The sequence below is a fragment of the Pseudomonas sp. A34-9 genome (genome assembly GCF_029543085.1).
In the GTDB taxonomy this organism is placed as follows: Bacteria; Pseudomonadota; Gammaproteobacteria; order Pseudomonadales; family Pseudomonadaceae; genus Aquipseudomonas.
Map to the genome: position 1 here is coordinate 6,090,941 of NZ_CP119967.1, position 19,529 is coordinate 6,110,469.

16 protein-coding genes are annotated in these 19,529 nt (G+C 61.5%); 2 read left to right on the forward strand and 14 right to left on the reverse strand.

The features are described 5' to 3' along the window. Window positions 1-61: 61 nt before the first annotated feature. The 14 genes from mdcH to pilG form a co-directional block, all read right to left on the reverse strand. The gene (gene mdcH / locus P3G59_RS27355; RefSeq protein WP_277759683.1) at window positions 62-982 is read right to left on the reverse strand and encodes a malonate decarboxylase subunit epsilon; all 921 of its coding nucleotides are present in this window, start codon (window positions 980-982) and stop codon (window positions 62-64) included. Next, complete coding sequence (locus P3G59_RS27360) at window positions 979-1,599, reverse strand: malonate decarboxylase holo-ACP synthase (RefSeq protein WP_277759684.1); 621 nt, start codon at window positions 1,597-1,599, stop codon at window positions 979-981. Before P3G59_RS27360 ends, mdcH begins: the two co-directional genes overlap by 4 nt. Beyond that, window positions 1,593-2,378 (reverse strand): biotin-independent malonate decarboxylase subunit gamma, encoded by a 786-nt coding sequence (gene mdcE, locus P3G59_RS27365; protein WP_277759685.1) that lies wholly within the window; start codon window positions 2,376-2,378, stop codon window positions 1,593-1,595. Before mdcE ends, P3G59_RS27360 begins: the two co-directional genes overlap by 7 nt. Further along, on the reverse strand, window positions 2,375-3,226 hold the full coding sequence (locus tag P3G59_RS27370; protein WP_277759686.1) for a biotin-independent malonate decarboxylase subunit beta: 852 nt from the start codon (window positions 3,224-3,226) through the stop codon (window positions 2,375-2,377). Before P3G59_RS27370 ends, mdcE begins: the two co-directional genes overlap by 4 nt. Then, window positions 3,219-3,518, reverse strand: a complete 300-nt coding sequence (locus tag P3G59_RS27375) for a malonate decarboxylase subunit delta (RefSeq protein WP_007913697.1) — start codon at window positions 3,516-3,518, stop codon at window positions 3,219-3,221. The genes P3G59_RS27370 and P3G59_RS27375 overlap by 8 nt, the downstream gene beginning before the upstream one ends. Continuing rightward, complete coding sequence (locus tag P3G59_RS27380) at window positions 3,518-4,390, reverse strand: triphosphoribosyl-dephospho-CoA synthase (protein ID WP_277759687.1); 873 nt, start codon at window positions 4,388-4,390, stop codon at window positions 3,518-3,520. Before P3G59_RS27380 ends, P3G59_RS27375 begins: the two co-directional genes overlap by 1 nt. After that, complete coding sequence (mdcA, locus tag P3G59_RS27385) at window positions 4,390-6,060, reverse strand: malonate decarboxylase subunit alpha (RefSeq protein WP_277759688.1); 1,671 nt, start codon at window positions 6,058-6,060, stop codon at window positions 4,390-4,392. Before mdcA ends, P3G59_RS27380 begins: the two co-directional genes overlap by 1 nt. A gap of 336 nt (window positions 6,061-6,396) precedes the next feature. Beyond that, window positions 6,397-6,762, reverse strand: a complete 366-nt coding sequence (locus tag P3G59_RS27390) for a DUF6124 family protein (RefSeq protein WP_034153647.1) — start codon at window positions 6,760-6,762, stop codon at window positions 6,397-6,399. 530 nt (window positions 6,763-7,292) lie between these two features. Further along, window positions 7,293-7,763, reverse strand: a complete 471-nt coding sequence (locus P3G59_RS27395) for a chemotaxis protein CheW (RefSeq protein ID WP_277759689.1) — start codon at window positions 7,761-7,763, stop codon at window positions 7,293-7,295. Continuing rightward, window positions 7,756-13,656 (reverse strand): Hpt domain-containing protein, encoded by a 5,901-nt coding sequence (locus P3G59_RS27400; protein ID WP_277759690.1) that lies wholly within the window; start codon window positions 13,654-13,656, stop codon window positions 7,756-7,758. The genes P3G59_RS27395 and P3G59_RS27400 overlap by 8 nt, the downstream gene beginning before the upstream one ends. 11 nt (window positions 13,657-13,667) lie before the next feature. Next, window positions 13,668-15,716 carry a methyl-accepting chemotaxis protein gene (locus P3G59_RS27405; protein WP_277759691.1) on the reverse strand — a complete coding sequence of 683 codons (2,049 nt, stop codon included), beginning with the start codon at window positions 15,714-15,716 and terminating at the stop codon, window positions 13,668-13,670. 155 nt (window positions 15,717-15,871) lie between these two features. Continuing rightward, complete coding sequence (locus P3G59_RS27410) at window positions 15,872-16,411, reverse strand: chemotaxis protein CheW (RefSeq protein WP_064116258.1); 540 nt, start codon at window positions 16,409-16,411, stop codon at window positions 15,872-15,874. 10 nt (window positions 16,412-16,421) lie between these two features. After that, window positions 16,422-16,787: a twitching motility response regulator PilH gene (pilH, locus tag P3G59_RS27415; RefSeq protein ID WP_277759692.1), complete on the reverse strand. Its 366-nt coding sequence runs from the start codon at window positions 16,785-16,787 to the stop codon at window positions 16,422-16,424. Window positions 16,788-16,847: 60 nt separating this feature from the next. Next, window positions 16,848-17,252, reverse strand: coding sequence for a twitching motility response regulator PilG (gene pilG, locus P3G59_RS27420; protein ID WP_007913673.1), 405 nt, complete (start codon window positions 17,250-17,252; stop codon window positions 16,848-16,850). 225 nt (window positions 17,253-17,477) lie between these two features. Here pilG and gshB point away from each other — a divergent pair, with 225 nt between their 5' ends. Both gshB and P3G59_RS27430 read left to right on the forward strand, forming a co-directional pair. Further along, entirely contained in the window at window positions 17,478-18,449 is a 972-nt protein-coding gene (gene gshB, locus P3G59_RS27425; protein ID WP_007913671.1) for a glutathione synthase, read from the forward strand. Window positions 18,450-18,556: 107 nt separating this feature from the next. Beyond that, window positions 18,557-19,456 (forward strand): energy transducer TonB, encoded by a 900-nt coding sequence (locus P3G59_RS27430; RefSeq protein ID WP_277759693.1) that lies wholly within the window; start codon window positions 18,557-18,559, stop codon window positions 19,454-19,456. Window positions 19,457-19,529: the final 73 nt, after the last annotated feature.

The following is a 19,529-nucleotide window of genomic DNA, read 5'->3' on the forward strand; positions in this document are numbered from 1 at the left end:
TAGTCCTCAAAGTGCATCGTCGAATGTTGTTTTTGTTGTTCGAAGCTTGAGTCGCGGCGGTCTAGAGTTGGCGGCTACCCTCCTCACGCAACAGCGCTTGCAGGGTATCGAGGCGAGCACTGTCGAAGGCAGTGACCGTGCCCTGTTCGAACACCCGGCGCGCCAGCCCGGTGAGTACCGCACCGGGCGGCAGTTCGATCTGTAAACGCACGCCGCGCTCATAAGCGCTTTGCACGGTGCCGCGCCAATCCACCACGCGGCACATGTTGAAGGCGAGGTCGTCGCGCAACGCTTCGACTTTGGTCACAGGCCGTGCGCGACTGCCGCTCAGGTAAGCGATTTTCGGTTTTTTCAGTTCAACCTTGGCGAAGGCTTCGGCGAGGGTTTGCGCCGGTTTTTCCAGCAGCGGACAGTGTGACGGCACACTCACTGCCAAGCGTTTTGCCAGACCGGCGCCACAACTGCGCGCCAGTTCGGCCACCGCTTGCATGGCCTTGTCACTGCCGGCAATCACCACCTGATTGTCGGCGTTGATATTGGCCAGATACACCGGCATATCCTCGCAGTGCACCTGCGCCAGCAACGTTTCGACTGTGGATAACTGCAGACCGATGATCGCGGTCATGCCGTAGCCTTGTGGATAAGCCTGCTGCATCAACTCACCGCGCAGGCTGACCAGATGCAGCGCATTGCTGAAGCTCAATGCACCTGCAACCACCGCTGCCGGGTAAGCACCGATGGATAAACCGGCGACGTAATCCGCTTTGAGTCCGTCCTGCAATAACTGCCGCGATGCTGCGACGCCAGCGATCAGCAGGCACAGCTGAACCGCCCTTGTCGTGCGCAATGCCTGGGCAGAGTCGAGCAGCACAACATCCTCACCGAGTACGTCGCTGGCCTCGACCAAGGTTTCCCGAGGCAAGCGCTGAAGCATGCCTGCCTGCTGCGCGCCCTGGCCGGGAAACACCAGCAGACTGCTCACGCCGCCTGCTCCTGCGGGTTCCATGGATCAACCACCAGGCACGCCTGACGAGCATTTTTCAGCAGCACGCGCGCCGAACCGCTGGCCCATTCACGCAGCGCCACAGCACCGAATGGCGTCTGCAATTGCAGGTCGACCCGGCACACTGCCTGATCGAAAAGCGCCACGAATTTGCGGGCCTGATTACGCGTGATCAGTTGCGGCGTACGCAAAATCAGATCGAGATCACTGGCCGCGTGCATCGCGGTAAAACCACTGGCCAATTCAAAGCCGACGCTGCCGCTGACACCCCAGACCCAACCGCAGTCATCGAGCATCGGCCGCAGTTGTTGCAGCGCCTGCATCACTGGCAGATCGCGCTCGCAATCGACATGACACAGCGCTTCGGGACTGACCCGACAGGTAATCGAATCAATAGCCATGAATGCCGCCAACCGCTGTTGGCGCAATACGCCGCGCACGCCGACCGCGATTAAACCTTCCTCGCTCAACGCCCGCCGCACCACCACCGGTTGCCCGGCGGCCAGCGACTCGACTGCCCACTGCGGCGCACCCGCCGGCAACTGCGCCGGGGTCATACCCCAGAGCAGATCGTGAGCCAGAGGGGTGATCACCACTGCGCCCTCAGCAACTCGCGAACGTTGCTCGAGGCCGCACGATTCTTGGCGCCGAGACGATTGCTCAGATCAGTGCTGGAAATATCGCCAATGGCTTGCTTCAGGCATTCGTTAACCCTTGATAGATCCTCCGCCGTCGGCTGTTCAATCTGCTCAACCGACAAGGTTTCCCAGAGCAATCCGAGGCTGGCGTAGCTGTCGATGTCATAGGCCATCGGCGGCACACTGGCGGCCAGCGCCTCCAACTCTTCAACACTGCGCAACGTCACCCGCGCTGCCGACGCCTTGCCCATCGCATGCACCATCACGCCCGGATCACGCAGCGCGATCAGGCGGTTGGCCTGATAACCGTGAGCCAGAAACGCCCCGGACATCGCCTTGCCCACCAGCAACGCAATCACCGGATGCCCGGCCAGACGCGCGCGGGCATAGCTGCCCGCCGCACCGGCCAGGGCCTGATGAATACCGAGCGCTTCTTCGCGGCGACCGTAAGCCTGGCTCGGCACATCGACGATGGCGATGATCGGGCGCTTCTGCGCCTTATCACGATCAGCAGTGACCGCATCATCCACAGCCTTGGCCAGACCCCAGCCTTCAAGCAAACCGACTTCGCCATTGCGAGCACGCGGAAAACGATTGTCCGGGTCAGCCACCACAGCGATAAAACGCCCCAGCTCACCGTCAGCGACCTTCAACGAGGCCGGCAGCCCTTCGACCGCGACAGCGCCCGCGCTCAAGGCGTTGAACCAGTTCAAACCGCGCAGTGAATAACCGCTCATGAGCGCTCTCCTTGATACAGATCGCGAACCACCGACGGTTCGATTTGCTGGTCAGTGTTCAGACTGCTCAGGCGTTGCAGGAACCATTCGGCACGTTGGCTGCGCGGTTGCGCCGGTAAACCTTGCTGGAGCAATTCACCGACCTGCTGACGAATCTTCGCCACATCATCAGCGACATACCGATCCACCAGTCCACTGCTGAAGCGCTGTTCGCCACCGGTCAGGCTCCAAATGAACGGCCGGTCGCGGGAGTCGTATTCTTCGATCCCCGCTTCCTGCTCAATCACCTGCGGGCCGTTGAGGCCGAGGCGTGCTTCCTGGGTCACCATCAAATAGCTGCACAGCGCCGCCGCAATCGACATACCTCCGAAGCAACCGACGCTACCGGCGACCACACCGACCACCGGTTGGTACTGCTGCAAATCGACAATCGCCGCATGAATATCGGCAATCGCCGCCAACCCGAGATTGGCTTCCTGCAAACGCACACCACCGGTTTCCAGCAGCAGGATGGCGCGGGTCGGGATGCCGTTGCGGTTGTCTTCGGCGGCCAGTTCCAGCGCGCCGGCAATCTTCGCCCCGCCGACTTCGCCGAGGCTGCCGCCCTGGAACGCACCTTCAATCGCCGCGATCACCACCGGCAAGCCGTCGAGGCTGCCCTTGGCGATCACCACGCCGTCATCGGCTTGCGGCACCACGCCCTGACGTTCCAGCCACGGCGACATCACCCGTTGAAACGGATCAAGCAATTCGCGAAAAGTCCCGGCATCGAGCAAGGCTTTCGCCCGTTGCCGCGCGCCGAGTTCGACGAAGCTGTGTTTGTGCAAAAGCGCTGCGCTGTCAGTCATGGCCGATCTCCTCGAAACCTTGTTCCAGTCGCAGTCGCACGACACCGGGGGTCGCGCCGAAATCGTGAATATCGATGGCCATGGCCGGCGGCGTGGTGCCGTCGAACATCCGCGCAAACAGATGCTGCCAGCGCAACTGCGCACCGTTGACCGAGGTCTGCACATTGATCGTCAGCTTGCCGGCCAGGCCCGGTTCGATCAGCACTTCCAGATCACCCGAGCCGACACAACCGACCAGCGCCCGCCCGCGTGGCGGCTGCCCGGCGGGGAATTCAAACGATAGGGTTTCCATCAAAACGCTCCCTGAAGGATGCCGTCGCGCTCGATGCGGTCGAGCAGCAGCGTGGCGGCAAGCAAATCGGCGGCGCCACCGGGCGAGGCATTCAATGCGATGAGTTGTTGATCGAGTTCGTGCAGGCGACGACGACCGCTGAGGCTGGCGCTGCCGCCGGCGTCGAGCACTGCTTGCGCGCCGTTCTGCATGGCGTGCAGGCCTTGTTCGCCAGCGCGGTAGAGCACGCAGGTGTCGGCCAGATCAGTCATGATCGCGAGCAAGGCGTCGAGCCGGGCATTCTGTTCGCCGTGGCCGTTGGCGCGGCTGCGCTTGAGTTGCGGCAGGCCGCGTTGCAGCACCGAAGGAAAGCCGAGTTGCGCTTCTTCACGGGCACCACGGGCGCCGTAACGCAGGGCGACTTGGGCGCCGTGGCTCAATGGCTTCGGTGCGTAGCGGTCATCCAGTAAGGCTAGACGTGCAGCGCGCAGGGTCACGGCGTTGGCGCTGGAGGATTGCGGTTCCAGTGCAGCGGCCGTCACCAACAGGCCCAAGGCCCAAATTGCTCCGCGATGCGTGTTCACACCGTTGGTGGTGGCGAGCATGGCTTGTTCGCCTTCACGGCCAATGCGGCCAATCGCTTCGCGCAACGTTGAACCGACCTCGCCGATTGCAACTGCCGCTTCAGCCATTTCCTTGAACGCCGGCCACAAGGCCAGCGCTGAAGCGTGCATCAGGCCCAGGTGCAAATCGGTGTGCGCGCCATTGCCACGACGGTCGACCAGCGCCGGTTTCGGCGACAGATCCGCTTCGTCGATCAGCGCGTCCACCGCCAGATCGGCCAATCGATCAGCCAGGGATAGCGGTTTCGCTTGCAGGTTAAATGCGTGCATTACCAGCTCCTGAATTTGGCGGGCGGGTTGTACAAGCCGCCGGACCACTCGACCAGATCAGCCACGCTTTTCGCCGCGAGCAGTTCGCGGGTGGCGTCGGTGCGGCGGATGCCGAGGTCTTCGGGCAAGGCGATCAGGCCTTCGCGGCGCATGCGTTCGGTGTCTTTCGGGTTGTGGCGCAGGCCGATGGCGGTGACGCCCGCAACGGCGGCGATCATCGCCTGACGCTCTTCCAGCGAGCGCGCCTTGTACAGGTAGGCGATGCCTTCTTCGGTAAGCAGGTGGGTGACGTCGTCGCCGTAGATCATGATCGGCGCCAGCGGCATGCCGCTTTTCTTCGCCACTTCGACCGCGTCGAGGGTTTCGACGAAGGTCGGTTTGCCGCCCTCCTGGAACGTCTCGACCATTTGCACCACAAGTTTCTTGCCGCGTTCGAGCATCGGTTGCTGCGAGTCGTCATGGCGCATGTCCAGCCACGCTGGAGTGCCGTGACGACGACCACGCGGGTCATGGCCCATGTTTGGCGCACCACCGAAACCGGCGAGGCGGCCACGGGTGACGGTCGAGGAATGGCCATCGCCATCGACCTGCAGCGTCGCGCCGATAAACAGGTCCACCGCGTACTGCCCGGCCAGTTGGCAGAACATCCGGTTGGAACGCAGCGAGCCGTCGCGGCCGGTGAAGAACACGTCGGGACGCGCGGCGATGTAGTTTTCCATGCCCAGCTCGGTGCCGAAGCAATGCACGCTTTCGACCCAGCCGCTCTCGATCGCCGGAATCAGCGTCGGGTGCGGGTTGAGCGTCCAGTTGCGGCAGATCTTGCCTTTAAGGCCGAGGGATTCGCCGTAGGTGGGCAGGATCAACTCGATGGCGGCGGTGTTGAAACCGATGCCGTGGTTGAGCGATTGCACGTTGTGTTTTTCGTAGATCCCGCGAATCGCCATCATCGCCATCAGCACGTGGACAGGCTTGATGTGGCGTGGGTCGCGGGTGAACAGCGGTTCGATATAGAACGGCTTGTCGGCAACTACGACGAAATCGACCCATGACGCTGGAATGTCCACGCGTGGGAGTTCACTGACGTCGTCGACCAACTGGTTGACCTGGACGATGACGATACCGTCGCTGAACGCTGCGGGTTCGATCAGTGCCGGGGTGTCTTCGGTGCTGGGGCCGGTGTAGATGTTGCCGGCGCGGTCGGCCATGAAACCGGCCGAGAGCACGACATTGGGGATCAGGTCCACCACCAGTCGGGCGTAGAGTTCGATGTAGGTGTGAATCGCGCCGATTTCCAGCAGGCCGTCTTCAAGCAACTGGCTGATGCGCAGACTTTGCGTGCCGGCGAAGGAGAAATCGAGCTTGCGGGCGATGCCGCGTTCGAACAGGTCGAGGTGCTCGGAGCGGCCGACGCTGGGCATGATCATGTGCAGGTCGTGGAGCTTTTCCGGGTCGGTCTTGGCCAGCGAACGCGAGAGAAAATCCGCCTGCTTCTGGTTGTTGCCTTCCAGCACCACACGGTCGCCGGGATGAATCAGCGCTTCGAGCGCGGCGACGATCTTGTCGGTGGGCAACACCACACCGTCGGCCAGCCCACGCACCTTGTCGAGGCGGCGCTGCTTCTCATCGCGCCGCCGCGTCCAGCGCGAGTCGGGGAAAATTGTTGTTGTCATGCTCACTCCACGGGGTTCGCTGTCGTGGAGCTAAGGTAGGCGTGTGGGGTGGGGACATCAATCAAGCGCGGCGGTGAATCATTACGCTCAGGGTAACGATCAAGAGCGCCCTCACCCTAGCCCTCTCCCGGAGGGAGAGGGGACTGATTGGGGGATGCTCAAGGGATACGCCGACCTGATCGTGCTTTACCGAATCCATAATCGACTCGCTTTACCAAACCCATAATCGACTCGGCTTTTCAGGTCGATGTATGACGCCAGACACCTCGGTCGGCCCCCTCTCCCTACGGGCGGTCCGACGTTTCGGGAGGGCTGGGGTGAGGGTCAGCTCTTTCGTTACTCCGTCGGCACCAACCTATCCAACAAACGATTGACGGCCATCTCCGCCACCATCACCACCTGAGCAATACCCTGCACAGTCTTGCGATGCGTACCTTCCACCATTGCCGCATGGTTGTTGAGCATCACCGTAGCCGAGCCAAGGGTTTCACTGGCGTCGGCCAGCAAGGATTCCGTGTCGGCATTGGGATTGGCCATGTACAGCGTGTTGGGGGTGTAAGGCGTGGCCATCAGATCGGCGTTGGTCGGGCCGAGGTAATGGTCGAGCGCGCGTTCGGCGGCTTCGTGGAATTTCTTTGAGTCGGGGGATTCGTAGGGGGATGCCGGGTCGGTGAGCGGGGGATTAGGCGTCGGTTTAATAATCTTCAGGTTCCGAAATAAAGCTGGAACCTCTTCTCTGCTAAAAGAAGGGTGGCAGCTGAACGCAGGTTAGCAGACCGGGGAACCTAAGGAAGCCGGCGCGCCGAAGCGCCCTGCGCACAGCCGCCATCGAATACAGGCGCTGAGCCTGACGATGATGCATGTGCACCCTTAGATTAACCACGGGCTGCTAAACCCGATCACTGGAAATCAGTGACGGAATCAAGTTACGCAGCATGCCAAAGGCGCACAAGCCGGCGGATTCTGGTGCATGCGTAGGCAGCGGCGCAAGGATTTGTAGGCCAGGGAGCCGTAACACCGGGTATCTTTAAACAACGCGACTGAAAGGCGTTTATTGCGCACAGAGATTGAGGATTTGTCTGTCGGATTGGAGTGTGGCGACTGGCGCTTTCGCGAGCAGGCTCGCTCCCACAGGGGGTCTGTGTCGTACGCAAAATCCGGGATCACTGAAGATCCAATGTGGGAGCGAGCCTGCTCGCGAAGAGGCCAGCAAGATCACCGCAAACTCAGGATCAGTGCACCAGTCCCGCATCCACCAACAACTGCTCCAGCCCCAACAAATCCGGCACCTTCGCCACCTGCTCCCCGACCTGCACCGCCGCCTGCTCCAGCGAGCACAACGGCACGTCGACATAACTCAGCTGGCTGTCGAGCTTGTACGAACGCGGAATCCCCTGCACCAGCAGCGCAATGAACTTCAGCTCCGGCAACCCGCCCAGCGCATTGAGAATCACGATCCGCGCGCGCTCGCCAATGACGATTTTCTGCCCGCAGGCCGATTCAAAACTCAGCAGCGGAATCTGCCGCTCGCGCCAGCTCACACGCCCCAGATACCACGGAGGCGTGTCCAGGTCGAAGGCGCTGGCCTGATAATCGATCAGCTCCGCGACAGCGACGTTAGGCAGGATCAAGTTGCGATCCGCCAACGGCAGCAGCAGCCCGGTGAGTTGACTGCTGCGCTGATTATGCCGGCGCTCATGCATGTTTCTTGCTCCATTGGGCAATGCTTTCAAGCAACACAGACTCTTGATACGGCTTGCCGAGGTAGTCGTTGACGCCAATTGCCATGGCGCGGTCGCGGTGTTTTTGCCCGGTGCGCGAGGTGATCATGATGATCGGCAGGTGTTGCAGGCGTTCGTCGTTGCGCACCTGGGTGGCGACTTCGAAGCCGTCCATGCGCGGCATTTCGATGTCGAGCAGCATCAGGTCGGGCATGTGTTCTTCCAGCAGCAACATGGCGTCGACACCGTCCTTGGCGGTCAGCACGTTCATGCCGTGGCGTTCGAGCAAGCGACTGGTGACCTTGCGCACGGTGACCGAGTCGTCGACCACCATCACCAGCAGCGGCTTTTGCGGTTCGCTGTCGATCTCTGGCAGCGCCGGCGGCTGTGCGACCCGCGCCTGCATCGCGCGGATCGGCGCGAGCAAATCGAGAATCAGCACCACTCGCCCATCGCCGAGAATCGTCGCGCCGGACACGCCTTGCACTGCCGCAAATTGCGCGCCGAGGCTCTTGACCACGATCTCGCGCGTACCGGCCATGGCATCGACCTGCACCGCAATGTGCCGGTCGTTGTAGTGCACCAACAGCACCGGCAATGGCAGGTTCTGCCCGAGCAGTTTCGGCCGTGGCGTGGTTTTCAGCAGCTCGCCGAGGTAGCACAGTTCGTAGGTCTGGCCGCCATACTGATAGCGCGGCGGATCAACGCGGAAGTGAGCTTCCAGATCATTCGGCAACACGCGAACGATGCCTTCGATGGTGTTCAGCGGAATCGCGTACTGATCCTCACTGCACTGCACCATCAACGCGCGGTTGACCGACACGGTGAACGGCAGACGAATGCGGAAATGCACGCCCTGCCCCGGCACCGAATCAATGCTCATGCTGCCGCCGAGTTGCCGTACTTCTTCATGCACCACGTCCATGCCGACGCCGCGCCCGGAAATCTGGGTGATCTTTTCTGCCGTGGAAAACCCCGGCTGAAGGATGAACTGCAACACATCGCGGTCGCTGATCTCGGCATTCGGTGCGAGCAATCCACGCTTGATCGCCTTGTTCCGCACCGCTTCCAACGGCACGCCGGCGCCGTCATCGCGGATATCGAAAACAATGTCGCCGCCCTCGCGAGACAGATCGAGGCTGATCTGCCCTTGCGCCGGTTTACCCGCCGCCAGCCGTACCTCGGCGGACTCCAGACCGTGGTCGACGGCGTTGCGCAGCATGTGCTCCAGCGGCGCGGCCATGCGTTCCAGCACGTTGCGATCCATCTCGCCTTCGGCGTTGCCGACGACAAACGCGACGTCTTTGTTCAGCTCTTCGGCGACCTGGCGGACGATGCGTTTCAAGCGCGGCAACATGCGCTCGAACGGCACCATGCGCGTGCGCATCAGGCCTTCCTGCAATTCGGTGTTGATGCGGCCCTGTTGCTGCAACAGGTTCTCGGCGTCGTGATTGCGGCGGTCGAGAGTTTCTTTCAGATCAAGCAAGTCGGAGGCGGATTCGAACAGCGCCCGCGACAGTTGCTGCAGCTGCGAATGGCGGTCCATTTCCAGCGGATCGAATTCTTCGTAGCCGAGGCGTTCGGCATCGACTTGCTGACGGCTGAGAATCCGCCCCTGGGTTTCAGTGTCGAGGCGGCGCAACTGATCGCGCATGCGCTCGATGGTGGTTTCCATCTCGTTGAGAGCAATCTGCGCGTCGTTGACTTGTTGCTCGATACGACCACGGAAGATCGAGGTTTCCCCGGCCAGATTGACCAGCTCATCGAGCAGTTCGGCGGAGACCTTGACCATGTCCGCGCCAGCCTCGGCAGCCGGCGGCGCGGGTTCGGTCTTGACCGGCACAGGGAGCACTGGCGGCGTTTCTACCGTCAGCGGGTGGCTGAAATTCTGGATCGCGTTGATCAGCCGATCCGCCGGTGGACACGGTTGCCCGGCGCGCACGCCATCGAGCATTTGCGCCAAACGATCATGCCCGCGCTGCACCAGCGCAAACAGCTCGGTCGATGGCTGCAATGTTCCGGAGGACAGGCGTTCGTAAAGGTATTCCAGTTCATGGGCAAGGTCGCCGATCGGGCCGATCTCGACCATGCGCGCGCCGCCCTTGAGGGTGTGCAGATCGCGCAGCAGGGTTTCCACTTCCTGACGATTGCCCGGTTCCGCCTGCCAGCGCAGCAACGCAGCGCCGGAGTTTTCGATGATGTCGAAACCTTCTTCGAGGAAGATTTCCAGCAGCTCGGGATCATGGCCGGCGCTGTCGTGATCGGCTGTTGCTGGCGGCGCTTCGGCAACGTTTTGACCTTGGCGGATCTGCCGGATCGTGTCGATCAGGTCCTGTGCCGGGGTCAGCGGCTGATGGTTTTGCAGTTGATCAAGCAACAGCGCCAAGCGGTCATGGCTCTTGAGCAGCAAGCCCGCCAAGCTTTCGCTGTAGTGGTAGCGACGATCCACCAAGCCTTCGTAAAAGCTTTCCAGCTCCTGAGCCAGATCGCCGATGGCCTCGACTTCGGCCATCCGCGCGCCGCCCTTGAGCGTATGCAAATCGCGCTGCAACGAGGACAGTGGCGCTGTGTTGTCCGGGTCGCTCAACCAGCGCTGCAAGGCCTGGCCTGAGCTGTCGAGAATGTCGACCGCCTCTTCGAGGAAGATCTCGACGATCTCATCATCGGGTTCGAGCGCCGTTGCCTTTTGCTGCAACTCAGCGGTGGCGCTGCCCAGTTCGCGAATGCTCAAAGTGCGGCTGCCATCGCTGCGAATCAGGCCCATCGATGACGGGTCGAGACTCTCATCAAGCAAATCATGCAAGGCACGAATCCGCGCCGGCTGCGGCGTCACTTCCTGCCCGGCCGCCAGTTCGTCGAGCATGTTGATCAGCGCTTCATGGGCGTTTTGCGCTTCCTGGAAAAACCGCTCGCTGACCGCCAGGCTGCTTTCTTCCACCGCGCCATACAGGTCGAGCAAGGCTTCACAGAGCACATCGACCGGTAGCAGATCGGCCATGTGCGCACCTTCGCCGAGGGTGGTCAGTTCATCCAGCAAGGCGCTGAGTTCCTGGCGCTCGCCAGGATGTTGCTGCCAACGCTGCAAGAGGTTTTCCGCGTCGAGGAGAATGTCCATGCCCTGGGCGAGGAAGTTGTTGATCAGTTGCGGATCGCGCTTGATCCGCAGGCCGGTGTGCGGCGCATCGAGGATCGACGCCAGACGCTCGGCGAGCAGGGTTTCCGAGCGTTTGATCAGCGACTGCGCACCGACAATCGGCGCCAGCGGATCATGCTTGAGTTGACGCAGGCCGACACGGAACAGGCCCTCGGCTTCGAGCAGCAACTCCACTTCGTCGAGGTCCAGCGGCAACTGGTGCGCCTTGAACTCGCGGGCCAGTTGATCGAGCGGTGCAGCGAGTTCGGCAATCGGCAATACGCCGGCCATCGAGGCGCTGCCCTTGAGCGTATGCAAGGCGCGCTGCAACTCGTCGCTGGCTTGCAACGGCACATGTTCGGCGGCCTGATCGAGAAAACGGTTGAGGCTGGCGAGGTGGGTTTCCGCTTCGTTGCGGAAGATTTCCAGCAACAGCGGATCCAGCGCGGCGACATCGTCGACGTCTTCGGCGGCCAACGGTTGATCGCCTTTGGCCAAGGCGTGCGCGCGGGCAGCGAGTTGATCGACATCACTGCGCTGACGCTGGCTGTTGGTGGCGAACTCATTGATCAATTCCGGCAGCAACAGCACCGTGTCGGTGAGCAGTTGTGGCACCACCGAGCCCGGTTCGACGCTTTGTTCGAGTACCCGGTTAAGCAGGTTCTCCACTGCCCACGCCAGCTCACCGAGGATCAGTGCGCGGACCATGCGCCCGCTACCCTTCAAGGTGTGGAAGGCGCGGCGCAATTCCGTCAGCGCGTCGCGATCCTGAGGATTGGCGGTCCAGCGCGGCAGGTATTGGTGGAGGACTTCGAGGACTTCGTCGGTCTCTTCGAGGAACACTTCACGCAATTCGTCGTCGACCGGTTCTTCATCGGCCGGCGGCGGCATCAGGCTGCCGGGGGTAATCAGCGCCGGCGGATTGACCGCAGAGACCGGGCTGGCCAACACGTCGGCCAGCGACTGCACAGTCTCGGGATCATCCAGCGTCTGCATGTCCTGCATCACCAGTACTTCGCTGGGGCTGAGAACTTCTTCGAGAACCGGCACATCGGGCTCTTCATCTGGAAAAAAACCGAGACGGGCGAGGCTCTTTTGCGCGATGTCGAGCAATTGTTCGCTCGGGGCCTGCGGGTCGTCGCTCAGGCGTTCAAGGTAATACTCAAGACTGCTGATGACATCGGCCAGACGATCCAGTTGCTCCCAACCCGGCTCATGCGGATCGAGCAACAAATGTTCGCCGATAAAACCGTTGCAAGCCTCGACCAGACTCGCCGCGCGATTCAGCGGAATCATCGCCAGCGCCCCGCGCACCTGGGTCAGCAGCGCCGGCAACGGTTGCAGGTGCTGGCGATCCCAATCGGCGTCGATGTAGTCGACGATCATGTCCTTGGCCTGTTGCAGGCAGATGCGCGCTTCCTTGATGACGATCTGGTGAATCTGCGTCAGGTCGGTGGTCGGCAGACGCGAATCTTCCGGGCTTTCCGGTTCGACGGTGCCGACCATCCCGGCCAGCGTCGCTTCGACGTAGAGCAAGGCGCCGGCGACGTCCATCAGGATCGCGTCGTTGGGTTCACGCTGGCCCTGGGCAAGGCTGAGCACCACCGCCAGTTGATCGATGATGACTTTGCGCGGCTGGCCAAATCCGAGTACCGCGAGGGTGTCGGCGATCTGTCGCAGCGGCGCCAGCAGGCTTTCCAGATCGGAGGTGTGCTGGCGGTCGCTGCGCACGAACAGGTCGAGGCGTTCCTTGACCCGCACCAGCTCTTCGCACAACGCCGCCAGCACCGAGCGCATCGCATCGCGGTCGGGGCCGGCCAGGCGCGCGCGTTCTTCGTCGACCATCGCGCTGTCGGGCAACGCGTCGTCCAGGGAGTAGCGATCTTTCATGGTCAGCATCTGCCCGGTGGGATGTTCGGCTTTGGCAATATAGAACAACAGGCTTTTCAGCAGCTCCGGCGGCGCAGGCTGATTGAGCCCGGTCATGCCCTGATCGAGCAGGCGTTTGAGTTCTTTGTCGGCGTCCTTGAACAGGCTGCGCAGCGCCGGGCTGTTGGCGATGACGCCTTCGCGCATGCCTTCGACCAGCGCCGAGGCGACCTGCCACAACGGGCTCAGGGGCGCATCGCCGCTCAACGCTTCGAGACGGGTGAACACTTTCGCCAGATAGCCAAGGTGCGTCTGGTCATCCTGCTCACGCAGCAAACCGACCAAAGCCATTTGCAGCATCTGGCGCAATTTGCGCAGTACGTTCGGCAGCTCTGCCGGCTCGAGCAGCGCCAGTGCTTCGGCGTTCAAGGGCGGTAACTCAGGCAGTTGCGGGCTGAACAGGCTGGTTTCAGACAACAGGCTTTGACCACGGGCGCTGCGCAGGTCGTTGATCAGCGGCAACACTACCAGCGGCAAATCGCGGCGGGCGCTCTGCACGCGGTCGAGGTAGATCGGCAATTGCCCAAGGGCTTGCAGCAACAGGTGCAGGGCTTCGTCGCGATGGCTGACGCGCTCGTGCTGCAAGGCTTCGACCAGATGCTCCATTTCTTCGGCGAGCAAGGCTGCGCCGTAGAACTCGACCATTTGCAAACTGCCGTGGACCTGATGGATGTAATCCAGGCACTCGTCCAGCCCGGGAAAGGCCTGCGGATCATCGAGCACGGCTTCAATCGCCTGATGCGCCTGCTTCAGCGTTTCGGCAATTTCGCCTTTGACCCATTCGAGGGCCACATAGTCGTGCCGATCACCCATAACCACTCCACTCACGCTTTATCTGTCGCCGCCGGCAAGGTGAATCCGGACACCGAACGCCGTAGCTGACTGGCCATTTTCGTCAGGTTGCCGATGCTCTCGGCGGTGGCCGTGGAGCCGGACGAGGTCTGCGACGTGATCTGCTGGATCACGTTCATCGTCAGGGAAATCTGCCCGGCCGACGTCGTCTGCTGCTGCGCGGCGTTGGAGATGCTTTGAATCAGCGCGGCGAGGGTCTTCGACACGCCTTCGATTTCTTCCAGGGCCACACCGGCATCCTGCGCCAGTCGCGCGCCGCGCACCACTTCGGTGGTGGTTTGCTCCATCGAGATTACGGCTTCGTTGGTGTCGGTCTGAATCGCCCGCACCAGGGTTTCGATCTGCCGGGTGGCGGCAGACGAGCGTTCGGCGAGGCGCTGCACTTCGTCGGCAACCACGGCAAAGCCGCGCCCGGCGTCACCGGCCATCGACGCCTGAATCGCCGCGTTGAGGGCGAGGATGTTGGTCTGGTCGGCGATGTCGTCGATCAGGCTGACGATGTCGCCGATTTCCTGCGACGACTCGCCGAGGCGCTTGATGCGTTTGGCGGTGTCCTGAATCTGTTCGCGGATGTTGTCCATGCCGTGGATGGTGTTGTGCACGACCTCGTTGCCCTTGTTGGCGATTTCCACCGAACGCTCGGCTACCGCTGAGGATTCCGCAGCGTTGGCCGAGACCTGATCGATCGACTGGGCCATGTCGCTGATCGCTGTCGACGCTTCGGAAATCTGCTGCGCCTGATGCTCCGAGGCCTGGGCCAGGTGCATGGCGGTGGCCTGGGTTTCCTGCACCGCAGCGGCAACCTGGCCGGCGGTGAGGTTGATGGTCGCGACCAGATCGCGCAACTGGTCGACGGAATAGTTGATCGAGTCGGCGATGGTGCCGGTGAAGTCTTCGGTCACCGAGGCGGTCACGGTGAGGTCGCCGTCGGCGAGGTCTTCGATTTCATCGAGCAGGCGCATGATCGCGTTCTGGTTGCGCTCGTTCTTCTCGGCGGTTTCACGCAACTGGCGATTGGTTTCGCGGACCATCACCAAGCCGATCAGGATGATCGAAGCCAGCGCCAGCAAACCGAGGACGTAGCCGCCGATGGTGTCGGTGTTGCGCCCGCCGGCAAGGTTCTCGAAACCGGTCGCCAAGTGCGAGGCTTCATCGAGCAGGGTTTGCGAGAGGCTGAAGATGTTGCTCGCCGATTCGCGGACCTTGAACAGCTCGGGCGAGGTTTCGAGGATTTCATCGACGGACCCGGAGACGAACTGGAACAGCTCGGATATTTCACTCAGGCGCGCACGGGCGTCACGGTCTTCGACCTGGCTTATTTTCAGCGTCGGGTTGCCTTGCAGCATGCCGTTGAGGACCTGGCCAAAACGGGTGGCGTCGCGGCCAAAGGCATCGGCGGCCTGCTGCGAGTTTTCGTCGCCGGCCAGTACGGTGTTGACCGCACCGAGGATGCGTTCAGCCAACAGCGACTGACGCTGAGCCATCGCCACCTGCGCGGCCGGGGCACCACGTTGCAGGAGGATTTCGACGACTTTTTCGTATTCGATCTGCAACTGCGGCACGGTTTCGGCCAGGGTTGCGGCGACCTGATGCAGCGACAGCACGGTCTGTTCGCTGGAGAGAATCGCGTCGGTGTTTTTCAGCAGACGTTCCCAGTCGAGCTGCACGGCGCGCATTTCCGGGCGCACGGTCGACGGCGCGGGCGGCAGGCCGGTGGCCGGGTCGCCCTTTTTCAGGTAACCCCAGCGCTGGGCGAAATCGTTGCGCGCATCGCTGAGCAGCTTGAACGCGGCAGCCTTGCCGGCGGCGGCTTCGGTGGCGTTCTTGGCGATGCGTTGCGAGAGCACGCGCAGCTCACCGGCGTGGCCGATGTACTGCTTGTCGTAGTTCGCCTGGGTGTTGAGGTAAGCGAAGTTGGCGAACAGCAGCATGATGAACACGATCAGTGCGATGAACAGCACGATGATCTGCGAGCGACTGCGCGATCCTTCCGCCGGCTTGCCTGTTTTTGCTTTTGTCATCGGTCCTCGCCCTTAACCCACCACCTTTGAGGCCTGCTGCAATCCCTGTGGGAGCGAGCTTGCTCGCGAAAGCGGTAGGTCAGCCAATATTTATTTCGCCTGACACGCCCTCTTCGCGAGCAAGCTCGCTCCCACAGGGGACGGTGTTGAATCTGTTATATCGCAACGCTCATGAACACCGGCGACTTGGCCAGCGCAAACAGGCTGAACACCCGCCAGTTCTGCTCGCGCCGGAAATAGCCTTTGACGAACTCGGCCTTGGAACCCTGGCGCTTGCTGATCGACAGCGGTTCAAAGCTGTCCTGCTCAAAATGCTGCAGGCCGATGACCTCATCGACCATCAACCCGGCAAACACGTCCCCATGCTCAACCACCAAGACCCGCCGCTGTTTACGCAATGGCGACAGTTCATGCCCGAAGAAACCGCACAAATCCATGATCGGCAGCAATCGTCCGCGCAGATTGGCCACGCCTTTGACCCACGGCTTGACCCCGGGCAACTGGGTGAAGCGCGGTTCGTGCAGCACTTCACTGACTTCGCCCATCGGCGCCACATACCAATGCTCGCCGAGGCGGAAGCCGATGCCGCTCCAGCGATCCTGACGCGCCGGTTGCGACGGCAGGTCCGCCGCCAGCAAGCGGCAGCGCTGGTCGATTTGCCAGAGCAGTTCGAACGCGGTCAGCGATTCGCTCATGGTTGCGCGATCAGCCTTTGAGCACGTTGTTCAGGGTCTTGATCAGAGTGTCTTCGTCGACCGGTTTGGTCAGGTAGTCCTTGGCGCCCTGGCGGGTGCCCCAGACCTTGTCGGTTTCCTGATCCTTGGTGGTGATGATGATCACCGGGATGTGGCTGGTCTCGGCATCCTTGGTCAGTTGACGGGTGGCCTGAAAACCGTTGAGGCCAGGCATGACGATGTCCATCAGCACCGCGTCGGGTTTTTCCTGACGGGCCAGGGCCACGCCGTCGGCACCGTTTTCGGCCTTCAGCACTGCATGGCCGTGCTTTTCCAGCATGCCGGTGAGTTTGTACATTTCAGTCGGCGAATCATCGACGATCAGGATACGTGCCATGGTTTTCCCCATTTTTCTTGTCGACCCGCGGCCCGCTGGCCGAGCGTCACTGTACGTGTCTTACTGCGGCAAAACGGCGGCGAAGCCCGGAACATGGGCCTGAATCGCGTTGAGCAGTTCTTCCTTGCTGAAAGGCTTGGTCAAAAATTGATCAGAACCGACAATCCGCCCCTTGGCCTTGTCGAACAGCCCGTCACGCGATGACAGCATGATCACCGGCGTGGCCTTGAACGCACTGTTGTTCTTGATTAAAGCGCAGGTCTGATAACCATCCAGACGCGGCATCATGATGTCGACAAAAATGATCCCGGGATGGTTGTCGGCGATCTTGGCCAGGGCGTCGAAACCGTCGATCGCGGTGATCACTTCGCACCCGACATTCTTCAATAAGGTTTCGGCGGTGCGTCGAATCGTTTTCGAGTCGTCGATGACCATGACCTTCAAGGCGCTGGACTGCTGTTCCATAAGAGGGCTCTACCGTCGCCTTTGCGAATCAAATTGTCCGTTTTGCGATGACTGATGGCTGGAAACCCTTGATGCTCAAGGGCCAGCACGGCATGGCAGCCTTTTTAGCACAGTCTCCAGATGCAATCTATCGACGGGTTTTTCCTTGACCGAAAACCCGCCCGGCGCCACTCTGGCGGCACTTTTTCAATACCGATCCGGTAGCCAATTTTCGAGGAAAACCCAATGAGCGTTCGCGTCGGGATTGTCATGGACCCTATCGCCAGCATCTCCTATAAAAAGGATAGCTCGCTGGCCATGCTGCTGGCCGCGCAGAAGCGTGGCTGGGAACTGTTCTATATGGAACAGCGCGACCTGTATCAGGGCGAAGGCCAGGCACGGGCACGGATGAAGCCGCTGAAAGTCTTCGCCAACCCGGAAAAATGGTTCGAACTGGACGCCGAGCAGGACAACCTGCTGAGCGACCTGGACGTGATCCTGATGCGCAAGGACCCGCCGTTCGACATGGAGTTCGTCTACTCCACCTACCTGCTCGAACAGGCCGAAACCGCCGGCGTGCTGGTGGTGAACAAGCCGCAGAGCCTGCGCGACTGCAACGAAAAACTGTTCGCCACGCTGTTCCCGCAGTGCACGCCGCCGACCATCGTCAGCCGCCGTGCCGACGTGCTGCGTGAGTTCGCCGCGAAACACGGTGACGTGATCCTCAAGCCGCTGGACGGCATGGGCGGCACGTCGATCTTCCGTCACCGCGCCGGCGACCCGAACCTGTCGGTAATCTTGGAAACCCTGACTGCCCTCGGTGGCCAGCAGATCATGGGCCAGGCTTACCTGCCGGCGATCAAGGACGGCGACAAACGCATCCTGATGATCGACGGCGAGCCGGTGGATTATTGCCTGGCGCGGATCCCGGCGCAGGGCGAAACCCGTGGCAACCTTGCTGCCGGTGGTCGTGGTGAAGCCCGTCCGCTGACTGACAAGGATCGCTGGATCGCCGCGCAAGTCGGCCCGACCCTGCGTGAGAAAGGCTTGTTGTTCGTGGGCCTGGACGTGATCGGCGAAAGCCTCACCGAAATCAACGTCACCAGCCCGACCTGCATCCGTGAAATCGACAACGCGTTTGGCACTGACATTGGCGGCATGCTGATGGATGCCATCGCCAAGAAGCTGCAAGCCGCCGGCAAAAAGCCACAAGCTTGATGTGTGTCACATGCAGTCTGTCGCTTGAAGCGTGAAGCCCAAGGCGTGAAACCAACATTGCGTTATCATGCGCAGCCTCTGAAAAACGCGATGTTGGTTTTCTTGTCATGACCCTCCCGTCCGATCTGCCCGCAGAACTCGCCCACCGTGGCGTGCGCCCGGCCGATCGCCTCGGATTTACCCTGTTCCTCGCGGCGCTGATTCATTTGGCGCTGCTGCTGGGCGTCGGCTTCACGATGGTCGAGCCCAAGCAAATCAGCAAAACCCTGGAAATCACCCTCGCCACCTTCAAGAGCGAAAAGAAGCCGGAGAAGGCTGACTTCCTCGCCCAAGAGCATCAGGAAGGCAGCGGCACGCTGGACAAGAAGGCGATCCCGAAGACCACCGAGGTGGCGCCGTTCCAGGACAATCAGGTCAAAAAAGTCACCCCGCCACCGGCCGCCAAACCGGAAGTGCAGGAAGCCGCGCCCAAGGCTGCGGTGACCACCGTCGCGCCGAAGCCGAAAAAAGCGCCGACCAAGAAAGAAGAAGCCAAAACCGCAGTCAAACCGACGGTCGATGCGCCGGAGTTCGACAGCTCGCAGTTGTCCAGCGACATCGCCAGCCTCGAAGCGGAACTGGCCAAGGAACAACAGCTGTACGCCAAACGCCCACGGATTCACCGTTTGAGCGCGGCGTCGACCATGCGCGACAAGGGTGCCTGGTACAAGGATGACTGGCGCAAGAAGGTTGAACGCATCGGCAACCTCAATTACCCCGAGGAAGCCCGGCGCAAGCAGATCTACGGCAATCTGCGCCTGATGGTCTCGATCAACCGCGACGGCTCGCTGTATGAAGTGCTGGTGCTGGAATCATCCGGTCAGCCACTGCTCGATCAGGCGGCGCAGCGCATCGTCCGACTGGCGGCACCGTTTGCCCCGTTTACCGGGGACTTGTCGGACATCGACCGCCTGGAAATCATCCGCACCTGGAAATTTGCCCGGGGCGACAAGCTCTCGAGCAATTAAAGGCAAAATCAAAAGATCGCAGCCTTCGGCAGCTCCTACATTTGAACTGCATTCCCCTGTAGGAGCTGCCGAA